The following is a 17541-nucleotide window of genomic DNA, read 5'->3' as shown; positions in this document are numbered from 1 at the left end:
CACTCGCGGCCGTGCGCACGGATCGAAGCCGGGACATCGCCCGGTACCTGATGATGGCGGCCCTCGTGCTCGTGATCGTCGTGGCGTTCGTGCTGCTCGTGGCGCCGGCGGGCCATGCCGCCCCGACGGATCCGGTCACGCCGACCGACCCGGTCACCCCCACGGAACCGGGCGGCGGCGGGCTCAACGTGCAGATCAACGGCCCGAACGGCGAACCGTCCTCGGCGATCGTGACCCTGATCGGGATCACCCTGCTGTCGGTCGCGCCGGCCCTGCTGCTGATGATGACCAGCTTCACGAAGATCTTCGTTGTGCTCGCGATGACCCGCAACGCGCTCGCACTGCCGTCGATCCCGCCGAACCAGGTGCTGGCCGGCCTGGCCCTGTTCCTGTCGCTGTTCATCATGTCGCCCATCCTCACCGACATCAACGACGGCGCCCTGCAGCCGTACCTGAACGGCACCATGTCCTTCGACGACGCCGTCACACTCGGCTCGAAGCCGCTGCGCACGTTCATGCTCGCGCACACCCGGGAGGAGGACCTCGCCCTGATGACCCGGGCCGCCGATCAGCCGAACCCGGAGACCCGCGAGGTCGTGTCGCTGCTCACGCTGATCCCGGCGTTCATGATCTCCGAGCTGCGTGCCGCGTTCATCATCGGGTTCGTCATCTTCGTGCCGTTCCTGGTGATCGACCTCGTCGTGTCCGCGGCGCTGATGTCGATGGGCATGATGATGCTGCCGCCGGTGATGATCTCGCTGCCGTTCAAGATCCTCCTGTTCGTGCTCGTCGACGGCTGGGGTCTGATCATCACGACCCTCGTCTCCAGTTACCGGGGTGGCTGATGGATACCAACGCCGTCCTCGACATCGGACTGCAGGGCATCCTGATCGCCGGCAAACTGTCCGCGCCGATCCTGATCACCGCCCTGGTCGTCGGTTTCGCCATTTCCCTGCTGCAGTCGATCACCCAGATCCAGGAGGTGACGCTGTCGTTCGTGCCCAAGGCCATCGCCGTGGCTGTGGCGCTGATCATCTCCGGGCACTGGATGATCTCCGAGATGGTGTCCTTCACGGAGATGCTCTTCGCCAAGATCCCCGGCCTCATCGGTGGCGGCTGATGAACATCACCCTTGACTTCGCCTGGATCGAAGCCACCATGCTCGCGGGCGTGCGGATGGTGGCGTTCCTCGTCGTGGCGCCGCCGTTCTCCTACAATGCGTTCCCCCTGCGGATCAAGGGCATGCTCGCCCTCGGCCTGGCCCTGGCGGTTTCGCCACGGGTCACGCCGGGCTGGGTCTCGCCCGACACCGGCGGTTTCTTCGCCGCCCTGCTCCTCGAGATCGTGGTCGGCGGCGTGCTCGGCTTCTTCGTGCTCGTGGTCTTCTCCGCCATCCAGTCCGCCGGCAACCTGATCGACATGTTCGGCGGCTTCCAGCTCGCTCAGGGCTTCGACCCGCAGGCCATGGTCAACGGTGCCCAGTTCACGCGGCTGTACCAGATGACCGCGCTGGCGCTCCTATTCGCCTCGGGCGGCTACCAGCTGATCCTTGGCGGCATCACGCGTACGTTCGCGGCCCTGCCGATCGGGGGCGGCATCGACCTCGCGGTGCCGATGCAGACCATCACAGTCGCGGTCGGCCAAATGCTGCTCTCCGCCGTGCAGATCGCCGGACCGCTAATCGTCGTCCTGTTCCTCGCCGACGTCGGCCTCGGCCTGCTCACCCGGGTGGCCCCGGCCCTCAACGCGTTCGCGCTCGGGTTCCCGCTCAAGATTTTGATCACGTTCACGCTGGGCGCCGCCGGGTTCGTGGCCCTGCCGCGCATCGTCGCGTCGCTGACCGACGACGCCGTCGCCACCATGCTGGGGGTGAGATAGCTGTCCGACTCCGGTGAGAAGACCGAACAAGCCACCGACAAACGGATGCGCGAGGTGCGGTCCAAGGGCCAGCTCTCCAAGTCCCAGGACCTGACCGCGTGGATCGGTATCGGCGCGGCCGCCGCCATGACCCCCGTCACCATCGGTCTGGCCGCGGACGCCGGAACCGACCAGATGATCCGTATTCGCAGCCTGGTCGCCAACCCGCAGCCGGACCTCGCCGTGCAGATGCTGGTGGACTCGCTGGCCTCGATGGGAACCATCCTCACCCCGATGCTCGCGACGGTCTTCGTCGTCGTCCTCGTGGGCGCTGTGGCGCAGGGCGGCGTGCACTTCAAGAAGGTCGCCGGAAAATACGAGCAGTTCAACTTGGTGACCGGCCTCGGCCGCACCTTCGGCGGCCAGGCCGTCTGGCAGGGCGTCACGGCGCTGCTCAAGACTATCGCCGTGGGTCTCGTGCTGGTGCTCGTGGTGCAGGGGCTCGCGCCCATCCTGATGACGGCCGGGGGACTGCCCGTCTCCGTGCTGATCGGAGCGGCCAGTGACGGCGCGACCGCTCTCGTGCAGTCGGCTGTCATCGCCGGCCTGGTACTCGCCGCCGCGGATGTGTTCGTCGTGATGAAGCGAAACCGCAAGCGCACCCGCATGACGAAGAAGGAAGTCACTGATGAGAACAAGAGTTCCGAGGGTGACCCGATGGTGAAGTCGCAGCGCCGGGCCCGGCAGCTCGCCATGAGTCGCAACCGCATGATCGCCGCCGTCGCCACGTCCGACGTCGTGCTGGTCAACCCCACCCACTTCGCCGTCGCCCTCCGCTACGAGCCGGGCAAGTCCGCCCCCCGGGTCGTGGCCACGGGAGCGGGAGTGATCGCGGCGCGCATCCGGGAACAGGCGGAGACCGACCGGGTCCCCATCGTGCGGGACATCCCGCTCACCCGTGCCCTGCACAGCGCCTGCCAGCTGGGTGACGAGATCCCGGTGGAGCTCTACAACGCCGTCGCGCAGGTGCTCGCCTTCGTGCTCGCGCTGAAGTCTCGCGGCTCTGGAGCCGGCGAACGCACCGGCCGCGGTTCCCGCGCGCACACCCCGAACGATCGTGTCCTGACGGCCGGAGGCCACCGATGAACAGCAATCTCGCCAAACTCGCGGTGCCGGTCGGGGTTGTCGGTATCATCCTGCTGCTCGTCGTGCCGGTGCCCGCCGTGCTGCTCGACGTGCTGATCATCGTAAACATCCTCCTGGCGCTGGTCACACTGCTGACCACGATGTTTGTCAAAAAGCCCCTCGATTTCTCCGTTTTCCCGTCGCTGTTGCTCGTCGCCACCCTGTTCCGGCTGGGCCTGAACGTGGCCTCGACCCGGCTCGTGCTCAGCGACGGCTACGCCGGGCAGGTGATTGCCGCGTTCGGCGACGTCGCCGTGGGCGGGTCGCTCATCATCGGCGCTGTGATCTTCCTGATCCTCGTCGTGATCCAATTCGTGGTGGTCACCAAGGGTGCCGAACGCGTCGCCGAAGTCGGTGCGCGGTTCACCCTCGACGCCATGCCCGGCAAACAGATGGCCATCGACGCCGACCTGAATGCCGGCCTGATCACCGACGTGCAGGCCAGGGAACGCCGGGCCGAGGTCTCCGCCGAGGCGGACTTTTACGGTGCCATGGACGGCGCGTCGAAATTCGTCAAGGGTGACGCGATCGCCGGCATCGTCATCATCATCATCAACCTGGTCGGCGGCATCGCGATCGGCATGATTTCGCTCGGACTGTCCGTCACCGAGGCCATGAGCACCTACTCCCTGCTCACCATCGGCGACGGCCTCGTGACGCAGATCCCGGCCCTGCTGATGGCGGTCTCGACCGGCATGATCGTGACCCGCTCCAACGCGGAGTCCGACATCGGCGAGGCAGCCTCCGGCCAGCTCACCCAGTCCCGCAACGCACTGATGATCGCGGGCTGCGCGGCCCTCCTGATGGCCCTGATCCCGGGCATGCCGATCATCCCGTTCGTGGTGATCGGGCTGGGTCTGATCCTCTTCGCCCGCCGGATCAAGGCAGGGGAGAGCCGCGACCAGGCGGGCCGGGATGCCGGTGTCGCCGCCGAGGCGATGGCGCCCCGCTCCGACACGCCAGAAGACCTGATCGAAACCATGCGGGTGCACGCCCTGGAGATCCTGCTGGCCCCTGACCTCGTCGACCTTGTCTCCGGAGCCCAGGACGACCTCCTGGCTCGCGTGCGTGCCCTGCGCCGCAAGGTTGCCATCGACCTCGGCGTGGTGGTGCCGCCCGTGCGCACCCGCGACAGCATGGACCTGCCCTCCTCCACCTATTCGATCCGGATCGCCGGCGTGGAGGCCGGCCGCGGGGTCGCCCCGGCCGGCAAGGTGCTCGCCCTCGGCGACGCCCTCGACTCGTTGCCGGGCCAGGCCACGGTGGAGCCCGTGTTCGGCCTCACCGGCAAGTGGGTGCCCAGCGAGATGCGGCACAGCGCGGAGATGACCGGGGCCACGGTCATCGACCGGGTGTCGGTGCTCATCACCCACCTGTCCTCGATCATCACCGGCAACGCGGCGAGGCTCCTCACCCGCGAGGACGTGCGGATGCTCACCGAGGGGGTGCGGCTGGTCAATCCGTCCGCCGTGGAGGATCTGATCCCCGGGCTGCTCTCCCTCGCCGAGGTGCAGCGCGTGCTGCAGGGTCTGCTCGCGGAGCAGATCCCGATCAACGACCTGCCCCGCATCTACGAGTCCCTCTCCCTGCGCGCCAAGGTGTCGAATGACCCGGAGGGCCTGATCGAGACGGCCCGTCAGGCGCTGGGCCCGGCTCTCACAGCACAGTATCTCGACGACGGGCTGCTCCGGGTGATCATGATCGAGCCCACCTTGGAGCAGTCCATGCTCGAGGGGATGCGTCCCTCCGACCAGGGCACCCAGATCATGTTGGAGCCGAACCGGGTCGACGCCATTCTCGGGTCGCTGAAGGAGGCGCTGGGCAAAGTGGAAGCGGCCGGACTCTCCGCGGTGCTGGTCTGCGCGCCGGCGCTGCGCCCGGCCATCCGTCGACTGGTGTCGGCGCAGTCCGGCGGTATCTCCGTGCTGTCCTATCAGGAAGTCACCTCGGCGAACGTGGCCATCGAAACGGTGGGAGTGGTACGTGGAACCGAGTCGATTTCAGCTTGAGGGTTCATCCCTCCAGGAGCTCAAGGCACGCATCCTCGCCGAGCACGGGGCGGATGCGCGCATCGTGGCCGCCGAACGGGTCACCGTCGGCGGCATCAAGGGCTTCTTCGCCCGCCGGCACATCGAGGTCACGGTCGAGGTGCCGGAGCGGCGACGGCGCGCGGCGCACTCCCGGCTCGACGTGCAGGCCCGGCTCGGCATCGCCGCGCTTCTCGACGATGCCGACGCGGCGGAAGCGGGCCTTCACCGCGCCGCGGCACCCGTCTCCTCCCCGCCCCTGTCGACCGCGACGGACGGCTTCGCCCGCCTGATGGACGAACTCACCTTCGCCACCCAGGAACCCCACCCGCCGGTGCTGCCCACTCCCGCGCCGCCCGCCCCCGACCCGGCGGCCGCCCAGGGGGGCGGCAGGCGCAGGGACGCCCGGCTGAGAGAGAGCGAGCAGGCGGCCGCCGAAGCGGCGGTGCCGCGGCCGCTCCCAGGTGTCGGAAACCTCGTTCTCGTCGTCGGGTGGCAGGATGCCGCGGTGCGGATTGCGCGGGAGCTGGCCGTGGCGCATGGTTCGGCTGAGGTCCTCGTGGCCGGCGCGATCGACGTCGGAGCGCCTGCCGCGGCCGGGCTCGCGCGCATCCTCGACCGGCGCACGGCGCTGGAGGCACGGGCCAGGGGAGTCAAGCTCGGACAGACCGGAATTCTGGCCTTCGGTCTGGGTGCCGACCCGGCCACGGCGGACATCTACGCCGCATTGGTGGCCGCGCTCGGTGCCGAGCAGGTCTGGCTGGTCGTCGATGCCGGCCGCAAGCCCGCAGACACCGCCCGGTGGGCGGCCGAGGTTGCCCAGAGCGTGCACGTCGACGCGATCGCGGTGACGGGCTATGGCGACACCGTCTCGCCTGAGACCGTCGATGAGCTGCAGATCCCGATCGGCTGGGTCGACGGCGCCCCGGCCGAGGCCAGCACCGTGGCCGGAATGCGGCGACGGCTCGCGGGCCGGCCCGACCGGTCAAGCTAGGCTGGACGAGTGCTGGTTCTAACACGCAAACAGGGGGAGAAGATCCTCATCGGTGACGACATCGTCATCACCGTTCTCGACGTGCGCGGTGACAGCATCCGGATCGGCGTCGACGCTCCCCGGGGCGTGCGCATCCAGCGGGACGAGGTGCTCCGCGCCGTGACCGAGGCGAACATCGCGGCGAGTCTCGCGGGTCAGGGCGACGACGACGCCGAGGCCCGCCTCAAGGCCACCCTCGCCCTCCTTCCCACCGCCCCGCCCGCCGAGTAGCGCGCCGCGCCCCGCCGCCCCCGCCGCCGCCCCCGTCCCGGTGGTCGAGCCTGTCAAGACCCGGTGCCAGAGCCACGCCCTACAGCCCCACCGCCTTGCTCGATAGTGCGATCAGTGTCTGCTCCGGATCGTTCTCCACCGGTGGCCGCAGCCAGCATTGCGTTCCTGTGCGGGTGATCTTCCAGTGCTGGTTGTGCAGCAGCAGGTGGTGCGGGTGGCAGAGCAGCACTCCGTCGGCGAGGTTGGTGTCTCCGCTGTCTGTGAGCCATTCGTTGATGTGGTGGGCTTCGCTCCAGGCCGGTGATCGGTCGCAGTCGACCCACCNAGGTTGGTGTCTCCGCTGTCTGTGAGCCATTCGTTGATGTGGTGGGCTTCGCTCCAGGCCGGTGATCGGTCGCAGCCGACCCAGAGGCATCCGCCGTCGCGCACTCCCATCGCGGCGCGCTGTGCCTCCGTGAAGAGTCGTTCGTCACGGCCGACGTCGATGATCTGGCCGATGTCGTCGAATTTGATGCCGCGGGTGCCGGTGTCGCAGAGCAACCGGTCGATGGTTTCCTGCGAGATGGGGACCGGGTTGCCTTCGATCTGCCCGTGAGCGGCGGGTTCGGCGGCACCCGGCTCGCCGGGTTCGGCTGTGAGAGCCTTCTCGGTCACGATCACGCGCACCGCCGGGCGGCGTCCGCCGAAGACCCGGCCGGGGTCGGCTTCGCCGGCGATCTTGAGCAGCTGCACGAGGGAGTCCGCGTTGATCTGCTCGGTGCTGCGCGGGTCGTCTGCATTTTCTTTGCCCAGGCGGCGCGTTCCGGGTCGACGAAGCGCACTCCGCCGCGGCGGGGTCCGGTGATGGAGTCGAAGGTGGAGAGCACGAACTTGCCGTCTTCGGGGGCGAAGAGCCCGTTCAGGCGCACGTTGCCGTTGCTCAGCCGGTAGACCTTCAGGTAGCGGTCGTCGTGGGCCTGCTTCTCGCGGGCGGCGATGCCGGCCTCATCGAGCCGGTTGCGCATCCGGCGGGCCCGTTTGAAGACCTCGTCGGCATTCAACGTTGACGCCTCGGTGAGGAGCGTCTCGAGGGCCACCCGGAGCTTCTCCGCGGTGACTGCCGCGTCGATCTGGCCGAGCCCGGCCCGGATCGCCTCGGCCGCGTCAACCGAAAGCGTGCCGGCGGTGACGGCCCGGGCGATCGGCGCCTGCCAGGGCACCCTCGCAACAAACGCCGCGACGTCGACAGCATCGGCGTCGGCACCGGCGTCGGGCGTCGAGAGCGTCGAGAGTGCCTCTTCGACCAGCTTGTCGGCCGCCTCGGTGTCGGCCATCATCGTGCCGACCGCGACCAGCTTGTAGGCGTCACCTGTGGATGAGCCGGTCCAGTTCTGGATTAGGGCCTCGGGCGAGAGGAACCCCTGCTGCGCGGCCAGCCCCGAGTGGCCGAGTTCCGGGCGGGACCGTTCGGCGATGGTTGCGGCCATCAACGCGGCATAGGTGTCGAGCAGACGGCGCGCGCAGGCGATCCGCTTCTGGCCGGCCAAAGCCTCGGCGTCGGGAAGAGCCGCGAGGTCGGCGCTCGAGGAGCCCAGCAGGGCGACAGCGTCGGCCGCCCGCCTAAGGTCATCCGCGAGGTTCGTCATGTTATGAGGATACCTTAAGGAGCACACGTAGTCGAGTGTCACTCACCTTTTGTAAATGCGAGTTTCGTATCTTTGTTCAGGCGCGCGGCTGTTTGGCCGCGCGGCGCCACCGATGATCGTTTGCAGCGTCAGCGGTGAGCCTGCTTCCAGACCCTGCGCCACGAAAGCCGAAGGCGGCCTCCCGGGGATGAGCCCCGGCGAGACCGCCACCAACCGACAAGCGCTCAAGCGCTCAAGCGCGCCAGCACCTGAGTCCCTACGCGCCTACGAGCCCACGCGATCCAGGCGCGCCACGCCGATCTTCGAGTCGGCCATGCCGTAGAACACGAACAGCTGCCCCGCGATCTCCTCGATCGCGGTCGGAAACACCACGTTCGGCACGATGCCGCTGATCTCATCGGGCGTCTCCGCCTTGAGCAGCGGCTCCGACGTGCGCTTCAGCACGATGGTCGGGTCGTCCGCGTCGAGAATCATCGCTCCGGCCGAGTAGTTCACCTTCTGCTGCTGCGAGAACGCGCCGTCGATGGTTCCGGTGACGCCGTGGTGCATCAGCAGCCAGCCCTCCGGCACCCGCAACGGGGCAGGGCCGCCGCCGATCTTCAGCTCTTCGAACGCGAACTCCGGCCCGGCCAGGAAACGGTGGTCGCTCCAGAAGGTGAGCTTCGTGATGTCGGCGAGCACATCCGCGACCGGCAGATAGCTGATCCAGATGCTCTGCCGGGTGTCGGTGACGCCGGCGGGAACACGGATGCCCTCACCCGGCTTGACCTCGCCCAGATCCCACATCGGGCGGTGCAGCACGGCGAAGCACTCGACTCCATGCGGGCCGGCGACCGGCTCCGGGAAGAACACGGTGTCCTTGTTGTGGAACAGGTTCAGGTCCATGTCCAGCGTGTCGTCGAAGGCGAACAGCGCCGGACCGAGCCGGCGCCACTCGCGCAGGTCCGAGGACACGGCAACGGCCGTGCGCGGGCCGAGGGGGCCGTAGGCGACGTAGGTCATCACGTGTAGGCCGAGCCGGGGAACGAAGGTGATCCTGGGATCTTCCACTCCGGCGTTGTTCGCGCCGCGCTCCCAGCCGCGGTCCGGTGCAAGAACGACACCCTCGCGTTCGACGCCCGTGGGCACGCCGTCGGTGATGATGACCTTTGCGAGTCCGACGCGGGAGACGTTTCCGGTGGCGACCAGTCGGGGGAGCAGATACAGAGTTCCGTCGGCAGAGTGCCCCGTGCCGGGGTTCAGCACCCCCTCAGCCTCGAGGTCGTTGCCCGCTTCGGGCGTCATGATGACGCCCATTCGGGTCAGGGTGTAGGGGAATTCAGTGGGGTTGGGCATTTCTAACCTTTCACGCCGGAGCCGATATTGTTCGACACGAAGTGCCGTTGGAAGAGGATGAACAGGATCACAGCAGGGGCGGCCAGGACGCAGGCCCCGGCGAGAACCGCCCCGAACGGGTTCGCCGCTGTGGCGGCGATATTGCTGAGGTAGTTGGCGAGTGACACGGCGAGAGGCTGGAGGGACGCTTCCTTGGTGATCAGGAACGGCCAGAGGAATTCGTTCCACGGTCCGATGAAGGTCAGCAGCACGACGGTCAGCAGGGCCGGCCGCACCAGAGGCAGGGCGATCCGCCGCAGGATCCGCAGTTCGCCGGCGCCGTCGATGCGGGCGGCATCGAACAGATCCTTCGGAATCTGCAGGAAGTACTGCCGGAAGATGATCACGGCCGTCGAGTTGATGGCGAACGGCAGGATCATGCCCAGATAGTTGTCGGCCAGTCCGTAGTCCCGGGCGATCATCACGTAGAGCGGGATCATCAGCAGCTGGAACGGCACGACCTGCACGAGCAGTGCGAGAGCGAAGGTGACACCGCGTCCGCGCCACTGCAGCTGGGCGAGGGCGTAGCCCACCAGAACACCAAAAACCACGGTGCAGAGAATGACGCCACCCGTGAAGATCCCCGAGTTGAGCAGCCCCTGCAGCAGGTTAATCCGGCTGTTGATGTCACCGTAGTTGTCGAGCGTCAGGTTGGCGGGGTTCGGGAACGCGCCGGTGACAGTCGGGTCCGGTTCCTTCTGAAGCGAGCCGATGACCATGTAGTAGAAGGGGAACAGGAACACAAGCGCCCCGACCGTGAGCACCACACCCCGCAGGATGTTCTGCCCGCGGCTCATGATTCGTCACCGCCTGCAAGCTTGCGCTGGATGAACGCGAGGATGAGAACTCCGATCACGAGGATGACGCCGATCGCGGCCGCCGTGTCGGGCGACCCCTGTTCGATCCCGCGCTGGTACATCATCAGCACGGGTGACGAGGATGCCCCGTTCGGGCCGCCGCCGCCGGTGAGCAGGTACGGCTCCGTGAAGAGGTTGGCGCCGGTGACCGTCGAGAGCAGCAGCACGAGCACAGTCGCCGGGCGTACGCCCGGCACGGTGACCGAGAAGAAACTTCGGATCCTGCCCGCGCCATCCGTTGAAGCAGCCTCGTACAGTTCCTCCGACACGTTCTGCAGGGCGGCCAGGTAGAGCAGAATGAAGAATCCGAGGCCCTTCCAGGTCACGAAGATCGCGATGGTGGGCATGGCCCAGTCCTCGTTGATCAGCCACGCCGGATCGGGCGCGAGCGGCCCGAGAATCTGGTTCACGAGGCCGTTGCCGCTGAACAGGAAGATCCAGACGCCGACGACGGCGACGCTCGCGGTCACATAGGGCACGTAGTAGGCAACGCGCAGGAAGGTGCGGAACCGCACGGCCTTGTTCAGGGCGGTGGCGAGCATGAGCGAGAGGACGACCGTCAACGGCACGTTGATCAGCAGGAAGACTCCCACGTTGCCGAAGGAACGGATGATGGCCGGGTCGGCCAGCACTTCCCGAAAATTGTCCAGGCCGACGAATGGCCGGTCCACATCGGCGCCGGGTGCTGCGAAGAAGTAGTCGTGAAACGACATCCAGAAGGCGAAGACCAGCGGGTAGGCGAAGACGGCCAGAACGAAGATGAGGTAGGGGGCGCTGAGCAGGAGCCCGAATGGGTTCTTGCCCAGAAGGGGGTGTTTGCGCCGGCGGGGGCCCCCGCCGGGAGGAGTTGTGCTCCTCCCGGCGACGGTCCGACTCGCGGTTGACTGGGACATCCGTTACGGCTTGGAGATCAGGGTTTTGATCTTCTCGGCGGCGGAGTCGAGGGCGGCGGGGATCTCACCCTCGCCGGTGATGACCGACTTCGTGTACGCGTCGCGGAAGGCCTGCCAGGCGGCGACCGAGCTGGAGACGTTGGGAACCTCGACCATGCGGGATGCCTGGTCGCCGAACTGCTCGTAGGCCGGGTTGGCCGCGAAGTACTCCGGATACACCGTTGGGAGGTCCTCGCGGAGCGGCATCTGGCCGGTCAGCTCGAGAAGCTGTCCGTCCTGGTCCTCGCTGGTGGCGAATTTCAGCACATCCCAGGCGGTGGCCTGGTTCTCGCAGGCCGTGAACATTCCGACGTTCTTCGCGTCACTGAACGTGTAGGTTTCCTCGGCCGGAGTGCCCTCGCTGGTGGGAACGGGAACCGCACCCCAGTTCACGGCGTCCTTGTACACCGACACGGCCCACGGTCCGACGATGGACATCGCGGCCTGGCCATCGGCGAACGAGTCGCCCTGGTACTGCTCTTTGCCGGCGAGACCCTCGGCGTACAGGGTCTTCCAGAACTCCGCGACCTTCGCGCCGTCCTCGTCGTTGAAGGTGGCCTCACCGTCTTCGATCAACTGCGTGCCACCGGTTTCGGCGGCGTAGAGCGGGTAGAAGTCGAACCAGCTCTGGAAGAACTGGCTGGTCGGGGCCGGGTAGATGGCGTTCGGCGCGGCGCCGCTCTCGACGAGGGTGCGCGAGGTGGCGAGGAATTCGTCGTAAGTGGCCAACTGGGGGTTCTCGGCGTCGAGTCCGGCGGCGGTGAACATGTCCTTGTTGTAGAAGATCATGACGGGGTTGGACTTCCACGGCATCTGGAAGTACTTCGCGTCGGCGCCCTGGTACTGCTCGGCCGTGTCGCCGCTGCGTGCCTCGATGTAGGCGGCGCCGTCCTCGAAGCTGGAGAGGTCGACGAGACCACCCTGCTTCTCGAACTGCGGCACCGCGACCGGGGCCGTGTTGAATACGAGGCAGGGGGCGTTGCCGGCCGTGATGGCGGCACCGATGACCTCCTCGCTGCTCTTACCGGCCGGGATTTCCTGCGCCTTCACCTTTTCGTCCGGGTTCTCGGCGTTCCAGGCCTCCACCATCTGCTTGCCCCAGGCGATCTCGGTTTCGTTGTTCGAGTACCAGATCGTGATCGGCCCGCGGTTGGTGGCCGCGTCACCCGTCGTCCCCCCGGACGCGCAAGCGCTTAGTGCCAAGGCCACTGTGGCGGATGCCGCCGTAACGGTGAGAATCCGCCTGGCCATTCCATTGCTGTGCATGTGGTGCTCCATTTCTCAAAACCCGCAGCAGCCTTGCTGCGGTAAACATGTGTCAGCGCTGTGGGTCAGCCGTGGGGCGGGGCGGTCGACCCGCGCACCACGAGCCGGGCCGCCGGGAGGTCCACGTCGTCCGCCGAGCCGTTCTCCATCAGGGCCAAAAGCGTGCTCGCCGCCGCGCGCCCCCACGCCATCGGCGCTGCGCTGACGGTGGTCAGGGGCGGGTACACGTAACGGCAGAAGTCGATGTCGTCGTAGCCCGTGATCGAGAGGTCGTCGGGGACCCGCACGCCCAGCTCGTGCGCCATGCCGAGACCGGCGATGGCCATCGGGTCGTTGGCATAGACGATCGCAGTCGGGGGCGTGTCCTGGGTCAGGAGGCGCCGAGTGGCATCTGACCCGGCGCCCACGGAGAAATCGGTCTCGACGGTCTGCCCCCCCGGCAGGCCCGCCTCGCGCAGGGCGGCGGCGAAGGCCGCGCGCCGGCGGCTGCCGTGCAGCAGCGTCGAGCTGCCCGCGACGTGCGCGATGCGGCGGTGGCCGAGGGTGGCGAGGTGAGCGACGGATGCCATCACACCAGGTGTGTCGTCCACGGTCACCGCAGGGAAGGGGCTGGGCCCGTCGGGGCGTCCGAGCGTGACCGCCGGCAGACCAAGCTCGGCGAGGAGCGGGATGCGCGGGTCGCCGTGGCGGAGGTCGCTGAGAAAGACCCCGTCGACGCGCCCGTCGGCCACGAGTGAGCGGTAGGTCTTCAACTCGGTCTCCTCGTCGGGAACGACGCTGAGCACGAGGGCGCGACCCTCCGGGGCAAGGATGCTCTCGACGCCCGCGATGAAGGAGGGGAAGAACGGGTCGGAGGCAAGCACGTCCGGGTTGCGGGCGATCACGAGGCCGAGCGCGTAGGACCGCTGCGTGGAGAGCGACCGGGCGCGGAGGGACGGCTTCCAGCCCAGCTCCTTGGCGACCTGAAGGATGCGCACCCGGGTCTCGGGGGCGACGCCGGGCCGGTTGTTGAGGGCGAAGGAGACGAGGCCCTTGCTGACGCCGGCCCGCTTGGCGACCACCTCGATGGTGACCTTTGGGGGGTTCGCGACCGACTTCGCGGCGGACTGAGCGGTGGGCTTCACGGTGGTGGTGGCACGAATATTCGCAGGCACGTTTCTGGGCCTCCTCATTGACAGCCGACCCAACCTGAACCGGTTTAGAAAGGCTATACCGGTTTAGTTCCCCCCGTCAAGGGGGCGGCTCCGATTACAGCCGGTCCGATTGAACCCAGGCCGGGGAAGGCCTAGATTGTGCTCAAATGGACTGGTTCGGGGCCGGAGAATACGAGATCGCGCGGCAGGTGCTGCAGCGCGGGGTGGCTGCCTGCTACCTGATCGCCTTCGTTTCGGCCGTCAACCAATTCCCCGCGCTGCTCGGCGACCATGGCCTGCTCCCGGTGGCCCGTTTTGTGGCCCGCGTGAGGTTCAGCGAGTCGCCGAGTATTTTCCACTGGCATTACTCCGACCGGATGCTGCGTTCCCTCGCCTGGTCCGGCGCCGCCGTGGCGGCCACGCTCGTGGCCGGCCTGCCGCAGCTCGGGCCGCCCTGGCTGCCGATGGTCGCTTTCCTCCTGCTCTTCGTGGGCTACCTGTCGATCGTCAACGTCGGCCAATCCTTCTACTCGTTCGGCTGGGAGAGTCTGCTGCTGGAGGCCGGTTTCGTGGTGGCCTTCCTCGGCTCCGAGCAGGTGGCCCCTCCGCTCTTCGTGATCCTGTTCTGCCGCTGGCTGCTCTTCCGGCTGGAATTCGGCGCCGGCCTGATTAAGATCCGCGGCGGCCGGGAGTGGCGAGACCTGACCGCCCTCTATTACCACCATGAAACGCAGCCGATGCCGAACCCGCTCAGTTGGTTCGCACACCACCTGCCCCCGTGGTTCCACCGCGGGGAGGTGATCGGCAACCACTTCGCGCAGTTGGTCGTGCCGTTCTTCCTCTTTGCGCCCCAGCCCGTCGCATCCGTCGCGGCCCTGATCGTGATCCTGAGCCAGTTCTGGCTGGTGCTCACCGGCAACTTCGCCTGGCTGAACTGGATCACCATCGTGCTGGCCTTCTCTGCCGTCGACGACGCCACGCTGCGTGCGGTGCTGCCGTGGCTGCCGGCCGGGGAGGCCGCACCGGATGGCCCCCTCTGGTTCGTGATCGTGGTCAGCCTGGCCACCGCCCTGCTCCTGGTGCTCAGCTACTGGCCGCTTCGCAACCTGGTCGCCCGCCGGCAACTGATGAATGCGAGCTTCAACCGGTACCACCTGGTGAACGCCTACGGTGCGTTCGGCACGGTCACCCGGCAGCGCCACGAGGTGGTCGTCGAGGGCAGCGACGCCGCCGACCCGACCGACGAGACGGGCTGGCGCGCCTACGAGTTCCGCGGCAAGCCCGGCGACCCCGAGCACCGGCCCCGCCAGTTCGCGCCGTACCACCTGCGCCTGGACTGGCTGATGTGGTTCCTGGCGCTCGGCGACCCGGGCACCCGCTGGTTCGAGATGTTCCTGGCCCGCCTCCTCGAGGGCGACCGACCCACGCTGCGGATGGTGCGGGTCAACCCGTTCCCGCAGGCCCCGCCCCGCTACGTGCGCGCCCGGGTCTACCGCTACCGCTACTCCACTCCGGACGAACGCCGAGAGACCCGAGAGTGGTGGGTGCGCTCGGAGGTCGGCCTGCTCGTGGCCCCCATCACCCTGGCCTGGAGGTCCCGTGCCTGACGTCGACGTGGTTGGAGCCGGGCCCAACGGGCCGGAGGCGGCGCTCGTCCTGGCCCGGACCGGGCTGAGCGTGCACGTCACCGAGCGGGAGAGCCGGCCCGGCGGCGCCCAGCGCACGGAGAAGCTGAGCATCGTCGACGGCATCCGGGAAGACGCCGGTTCCTTGGCTCTACCTCTGCTTGGCCTCCACCCCGCCGGGCCCGGCCGTGCGCGGCATGAACGGCAGGTAGGCCGCCACCCTGGCCGCGCCCGTCTGGCTGCGATTCCACCGTCGTTTCGGCGGAGAGCCAGAACGAGGGGTGAATGTCCGAACCGCACCGCCCGGCTGCACGGGCGGTGATGTGGCACATCCTGCGACACGCGAGCTCGGCCGGGCCTGACCCACGACTGAGCCGGGACGCTGCTACTCGTCGTCGGGGCCCGGCGGCAGCACCTCGGGCGCCCGAAGCTTGTCGATCTCGCGGCGTTCGCGCTTGGTGGGACGGCCGGCGCCGCGGTCCCGCATCGGGAGGAGCGCCACCTCCTCGCGCGGGGGCGGCGGGGGAGTCTGGTCGACGAAGCACTCCGCCGCGACTGGCGCGCTGACCCGTTTGACCATGATCTTCGACACGACCAGGATGCGGTCGAAACCGCTGATGCGCACCCGCACCTCGTCGCCGATCCGCACGGTCTGCGCGGACTTGGCCCGCTCGCCGTTCACCTTGACGTGACCGGCTCGGCAGGCGGCCGTGGCCTGGGAACGGGTCTTGAACATCCGCACGGCCCAGGTCCAGCTGTCGACACGGGCGGTGGTCAGAGGCTCCATCCCTCGACTCTACGGCTCGCATCCCGAACGGCCCGCACCCTAGAAAGGCCCGAGCTTCACCCAGGCGATCAGCAGCATGGTCACCAGGAATCCGGTCAGGAAGTTGAGCCAGAGAAAACGCGTCCAGCCGGCGTTCGCGGTCTCGGACCGCTCGTCCGACACCGACCGGAACGGCCAGGCCGCCAGAATGTAGGGCACCGCGAGCACCGAGGCCAGCAGCCCGGGCCAGCCGGTCACAAGCATGAGCAGCCCGGCCAGGGCCCAGAATGCGATCGCGAGGCGCACGGTCCGCGCGGCGCCGAGCGCGGTCGCGATCGAGGCGATGCCGCCTTCCCGGTCGGGCACGACGTCCTGCACGGCGCCGAAAGCGTGGCTGGCCATGCCCCAGAGGAAGAACGCGGCGAGCAGGGCAACCAGGCCGGGCATCGCGACGGCGCCGGCCACCACGAGACCGTAGACGGCGGGGCTGACGAAGTGGGTGCTCGAGGTGATCGAGTCCACGATCGGGCGCTCCTTGAACCGTAGTCCCGGAACGGAGTACGCGGCCACCGCGAAGAGGCTCACGACCAGAATGAACCATGACCACGGATGCTCCGCGCCGGCCAAGACGAGCATCGCCACCAGCATGGGCACAGCCGTCACGATCCCGGAGACGAGCACCGTGCGGTGAAGGACCGGGTCCAGCATGGCTCCCTCGACGCCGCCCTTGCGCGGGTTGCGCAGGTCGGACTCGTAGTCGAAGACGTCGTTGATTCCGTACATCAGCAGGTTGTAGGGAATGAGGAAGAAGAGGGTGCCGACCAGCAGCAGGGCGTCCACCCGGCCGGTCGTCACCACATACGCGGCGGCAAACGGGAACGCCGTGTTGATCCAGCTCAGCGGACGCGACGAGAGCAGCACCTGCCGTGTCTTCCAGAGCGGCGGGGTGCGAGTCTCAGTCATTCGGTTTTCTTTCCAGCAGGGCCCAGAGCGCGGGCAGCAGGAGCGCTGCCGCAACGGGATAGGCGAAGTCTTCGATCGGGGCCAGGCCGATCCGCAATCCGAAGATGCGGCTGGGATCGTAGTCGACCAGTCCGACCCCGATCATAATGCTGTCGAAAACGGCCGTGAGCACGAGCACGGCGGCCACGGCGATCCCGGCGGCACGGATCCTGTGCCGGGAGAGCCGGCCGCGGCGCACGGCCGAGAGGAACACAGCCGTGGCGAGCAGAAGGAAGACGGTGTTCAGGAGCAGGTAGGTCACCCGTCGCTCCCCTCGTCGACGCCGGCCCGTTCGGCCCGGGAGGCGAGCAGCAGGCGCGCCCCCTGCACGGCGTTCATGGTGAGGTAGCAGAGGAAGGTGAGGAAGAAGAACTCCTCCACGGGCAGCTCCGGGGCCAGCTGCAGACCGGTCATCAGGGTCGTCTCGCCCCGGTAGAAGATGCCCAGACCGATTCCGAAGAGGTCCCAGACGAGGAAGTACACCAGCCCGGCGCCGAGCACGATGGCCGCTCGCACCGGGTTCCGCCAGAAGAACAGCCGGAAGCGACGGTCGAGCAGCACCATTGCCCCCAGGCTGAGAAGCAGGGTCAGCAGATACGCGAACGTCACAGCACTACCGGATTCACTG

At 67.9% G+C, this 17541-nt stretch carries 20 protein-coding genes; 9 read left to right on the top strand and 11 right to left on the bottom strand.

Annotation, left to right across the window (positions count from 1 at the left end):
- Positions 1-50: 50 nt before the first annotated feature.
- Genes fliP through csrA form a run of 7 tightly spaced genes read left to right on the top strand, consistent with a single transcriptional unit; the run spans position 51 to position 6333 of the window.
- The gene (fliP, locus tag CXY81_RS10670) at positions 51-845 is read left to right on the top strand and encodes a flagellar type III secretion system pore protein FliP (protein ID WP_199183052.1); all 795 of its coding nucleotides are present in this window, start codon (positions 51-53) and stop codon (positions 843-845) included.
- Positions 845-1120, top strand: coding sequence for a flagellar biosynthesis protein FliQ (gene fliQ, locus CXY81_RS10665; RefSeq protein WP_104099307.1), 276 nt, complete (start codon positions 845-847; stop codon positions 1118-1120). The genes fliP and fliQ overlap by 1 nt, the downstream gene beginning before the upstream one ends.
- The gene (locus tag CXY81_RS10660; protein ID WP_104194819.1) at positions 1120-1878 is read left to right on the top strand and encodes a flagellar biosynthetic protein FliR; all 759 of its coding nucleotides are present in this window, start codon (positions 1120-1122) and stop codon (positions 1876-1878) included. The genes fliQ and CXY81_RS10660 overlap by 1 nt, the downstream gene beginning before the upstream one ends.
- Entirely contained in the window at positions 1879-3003 is a 1125-nt protein-coding gene (locus tag CXY81_RS10655; RefSeq protein WP_104194818.1) for a flagellar biosynthesis protein FlhB, read from the top strand.
- Positions 3000-5051, top strand: coding sequence for a flagellar biosynthesis protein FlhA (locus tag CXY81_RS10650; RefSeq protein ID WP_104194817.1), 2052 nt, complete (start codon positions 3000-3002; stop codon positions 5049-5051). Before CXY81_RS10655 ends, CXY81_RS10650 begins: the two co-directional genes overlap by 4 nt.
- The gene (locus CXY81_RS10645; protein ID WP_104194816.1) at positions 5026-6063 is read left to right on the top strand and encodes a hypothetical protein; all 1038 of its coding nucleotides are present in this window, start codon (positions 5026-5028) and stop codon (positions 6061-6063) included. The genes CXY81_RS10650 and CXY81_RS10645 overlap by 26 nt, the downstream gene beginning before the upstream one ends.
- A 9-nt stretch (positions 6064-6072) precedes the next feature.
- The gene (gene csrA / locus CXY81_RS10640) at positions 6073-6333 is read left to right on the top strand and encodes a carbon storage regulator CsrA (RefSeq protein ID WP_104099312.1); all 261 of its coding nucleotides are present in this window, start codon (positions 6073-6075) and stop codon (positions 6331-6333) included.
- Positions 6334-6444: 111 nt separating this feature from the next.
- Here csrA and CXY81_RS17260 read toward each other — a convergent pair whose 3' ends face one another.
- From CXY81_RS17260 to CXY81_RS10605, 7 genes are all read right to left on the bottom strand, one after another.
- Positions 6445-7065 carry a hypothetical protein gene (locus CXY81_RS17260; RefSeq protein ID WP_199183049.1) on the bottom strand — a complete coding sequence of 207 codons (621 nt, stop codon included), beginning with the start codon at positions 7063-7065 and terminating at the stop codon, positions 6445-6447.
- On the bottom strand, positions 6990-7958 hold the full coding sequence (locus CXY81_RS17255; RefSeq protein WP_104194814.1) for a DUF222 domain-containing protein: 969 nt from the start codon (positions 7956-7958) through the stop codon (positions 6990-6992). The genes CXY81_RS17260 and CXY81_RS17255 overlap by 76 nt, the downstream gene beginning before the upstream one ends.
- Positions 7959-8222: 264 nt before the next feature.
- Positions 8223-9293 carry a glycosidase gene (locus CXY81_RS10625; RefSeq protein WP_104194813.1) on the bottom strand — a complete coding sequence of 357 codons (1071 nt, stop codon included), beginning with the start codon at positions 9291-9293 and terminating at the stop codon, positions 8223-8225.
- A gap of 2 nt (positions 9294-9295) precedes the next feature.
- Positions 9296-10129, bottom strand: a complete 834-nt coding sequence (locus CXY81_RS10620) for a carbohydrate ABC transporter permease (protein WP_104171294.1) — start codon at positions 10127-10129, stop codon at positions 9296-9298.
- Positions 10126-11082, bottom strand: a complete 957-nt coding sequence (locus CXY81_RS10615) for a carbohydrate ABC transporter permease (RefSeq protein ID WP_104194812.1) — start codon at positions 11080-11082, stop codon at positions 10126-10128. The genes CXY81_RS10620 and CXY81_RS10615 overlap by 4 nt, the downstream gene beginning before the upstream one ends.
- Before the next feature lie 3 nt (positions 11083-11085).
- Complete coding sequence (locus tag CXY81_RS10610; RefSeq protein WP_104171345.1) at positions 11086-12372, bottom strand: extracellular solute-binding protein; 1287 nt, start codon at positions 12370-12372, stop codon at positions 11086-11088.
- 80 nt (positions 12373-12452) lie between these two features.
- Positions 12453-13541, bottom strand: a complete 1089-nt coding sequence (locus CXY81_RS10605; RefSeq protein WP_233194130.1) for a LacI family DNA-binding transcriptional regulator — start codon at positions 13539-13541, stop codon at positions 12453-12455.
- A 146-nt stretch (positions 13542-13687) separates the two neighbouring features.
- On the opposite strand from CXY81_RS10605, the gene CXY81_RS10600 reads away from it, so the two are divergent.
- Both CXY81_RS10600 and CXY81_RS17250 read left to right on the top strand, forming a co-directional pair.
- Entirely contained in the window at positions 13688-15127 is a 1440-nt protein-coding gene (locus CXY81_RS10600; protein WP_104194811.1) for a lipase maturation factor family protein, read from the top strand.
- Positions 15120-15467, top strand: coding sequence for an NAD(P)-binding protein (locus CXY81_RS17250; RefSeq protein ID WP_104171290.1), 348 nt, complete (start codon positions 15120-15122; stop codon positions 15465-15467). The genes CXY81_RS10600 and CXY81_RS17250 overlap by 8 nt, the downstream gene beginning before the upstream one ends.
- Positions 15468-15530: 63 nt before the next feature.
- Here the strand turns inward: CXY81_RS17250 and CXY81_RS10590 are convergent, their stop codons facing one another.
- From CXY81_RS10590 to CXY81_RS10580, 4 genes are read right to left on the bottom strand one after another with little or no spacing between them, the layout of a single operon-like run.
- Positions 15531-15932 carry an RNA-binding S4 domain-containing protein gene (locus CXY81_RS10590; protein ID WP_104099321.1) on the bottom strand — a complete coding sequence of 134 codons (402 nt, stop codon included), beginning with the start codon at positions 15930-15932 and terminating at the stop codon, positions 15531-15533.
- Between the two features lie 39 nt (positions 15933-15971).
- Positions 15972-16874, bottom strand: a complete 903-nt coding sequence (locus CXY81_RS10585) for a prenyltransferase (RefSeq protein ID WP_158252048.1) — start codon at positions 16872-16874, stop codon at positions 15972-15974.
- Positions 16867-17175 carry a lycopene cyclase domain-containing protein gene (locus tag CXY81_RS16425; protein ID WP_158252047.1) on the bottom strand — a complete coding sequence of 103 codons (309 nt, stop codon included), beginning with the start codon at positions 17173-17175 and terminating at the stop codon, positions 16867-16869. Before CXY81_RS16425 ends, CXY81_RS10585 begins: the two co-directional genes overlap by 8 nt.
- Positions 17172-17522 carry a lycopene cyclase domain-containing protein gene (locus CXY81_RS10580; RefSeq protein WP_104171288.1) on the bottom strand — a complete coding sequence of 117 codons (351 nt, stop codon included), beginning with the start codon at positions 17520-17522 and terminating at the stop codon, positions 17172-17174. The genes CXY81_RS16425 and CXY81_RS10580 overlap by 4 nt, the downstream gene beginning before the upstream one ends.
- Positions 17523-17541: the final 19 nt, after the last annotated feature.

Source organism: Cryobacterium sp. M25 (assembly GCF_002929635.1).
GTDB classification, from domain to species: Bacteria; Actinomycetota; Actinomycetes; order Actinomycetales; family Microbacteriaceae; genus Cryobacterium; species Cryobacterium sandaracinum.
The sequence above is the reverse complement of the archived record's forward strand: the minus strand, read 5'-3'. Positions and strand labels throughout refer to the sequence as shown.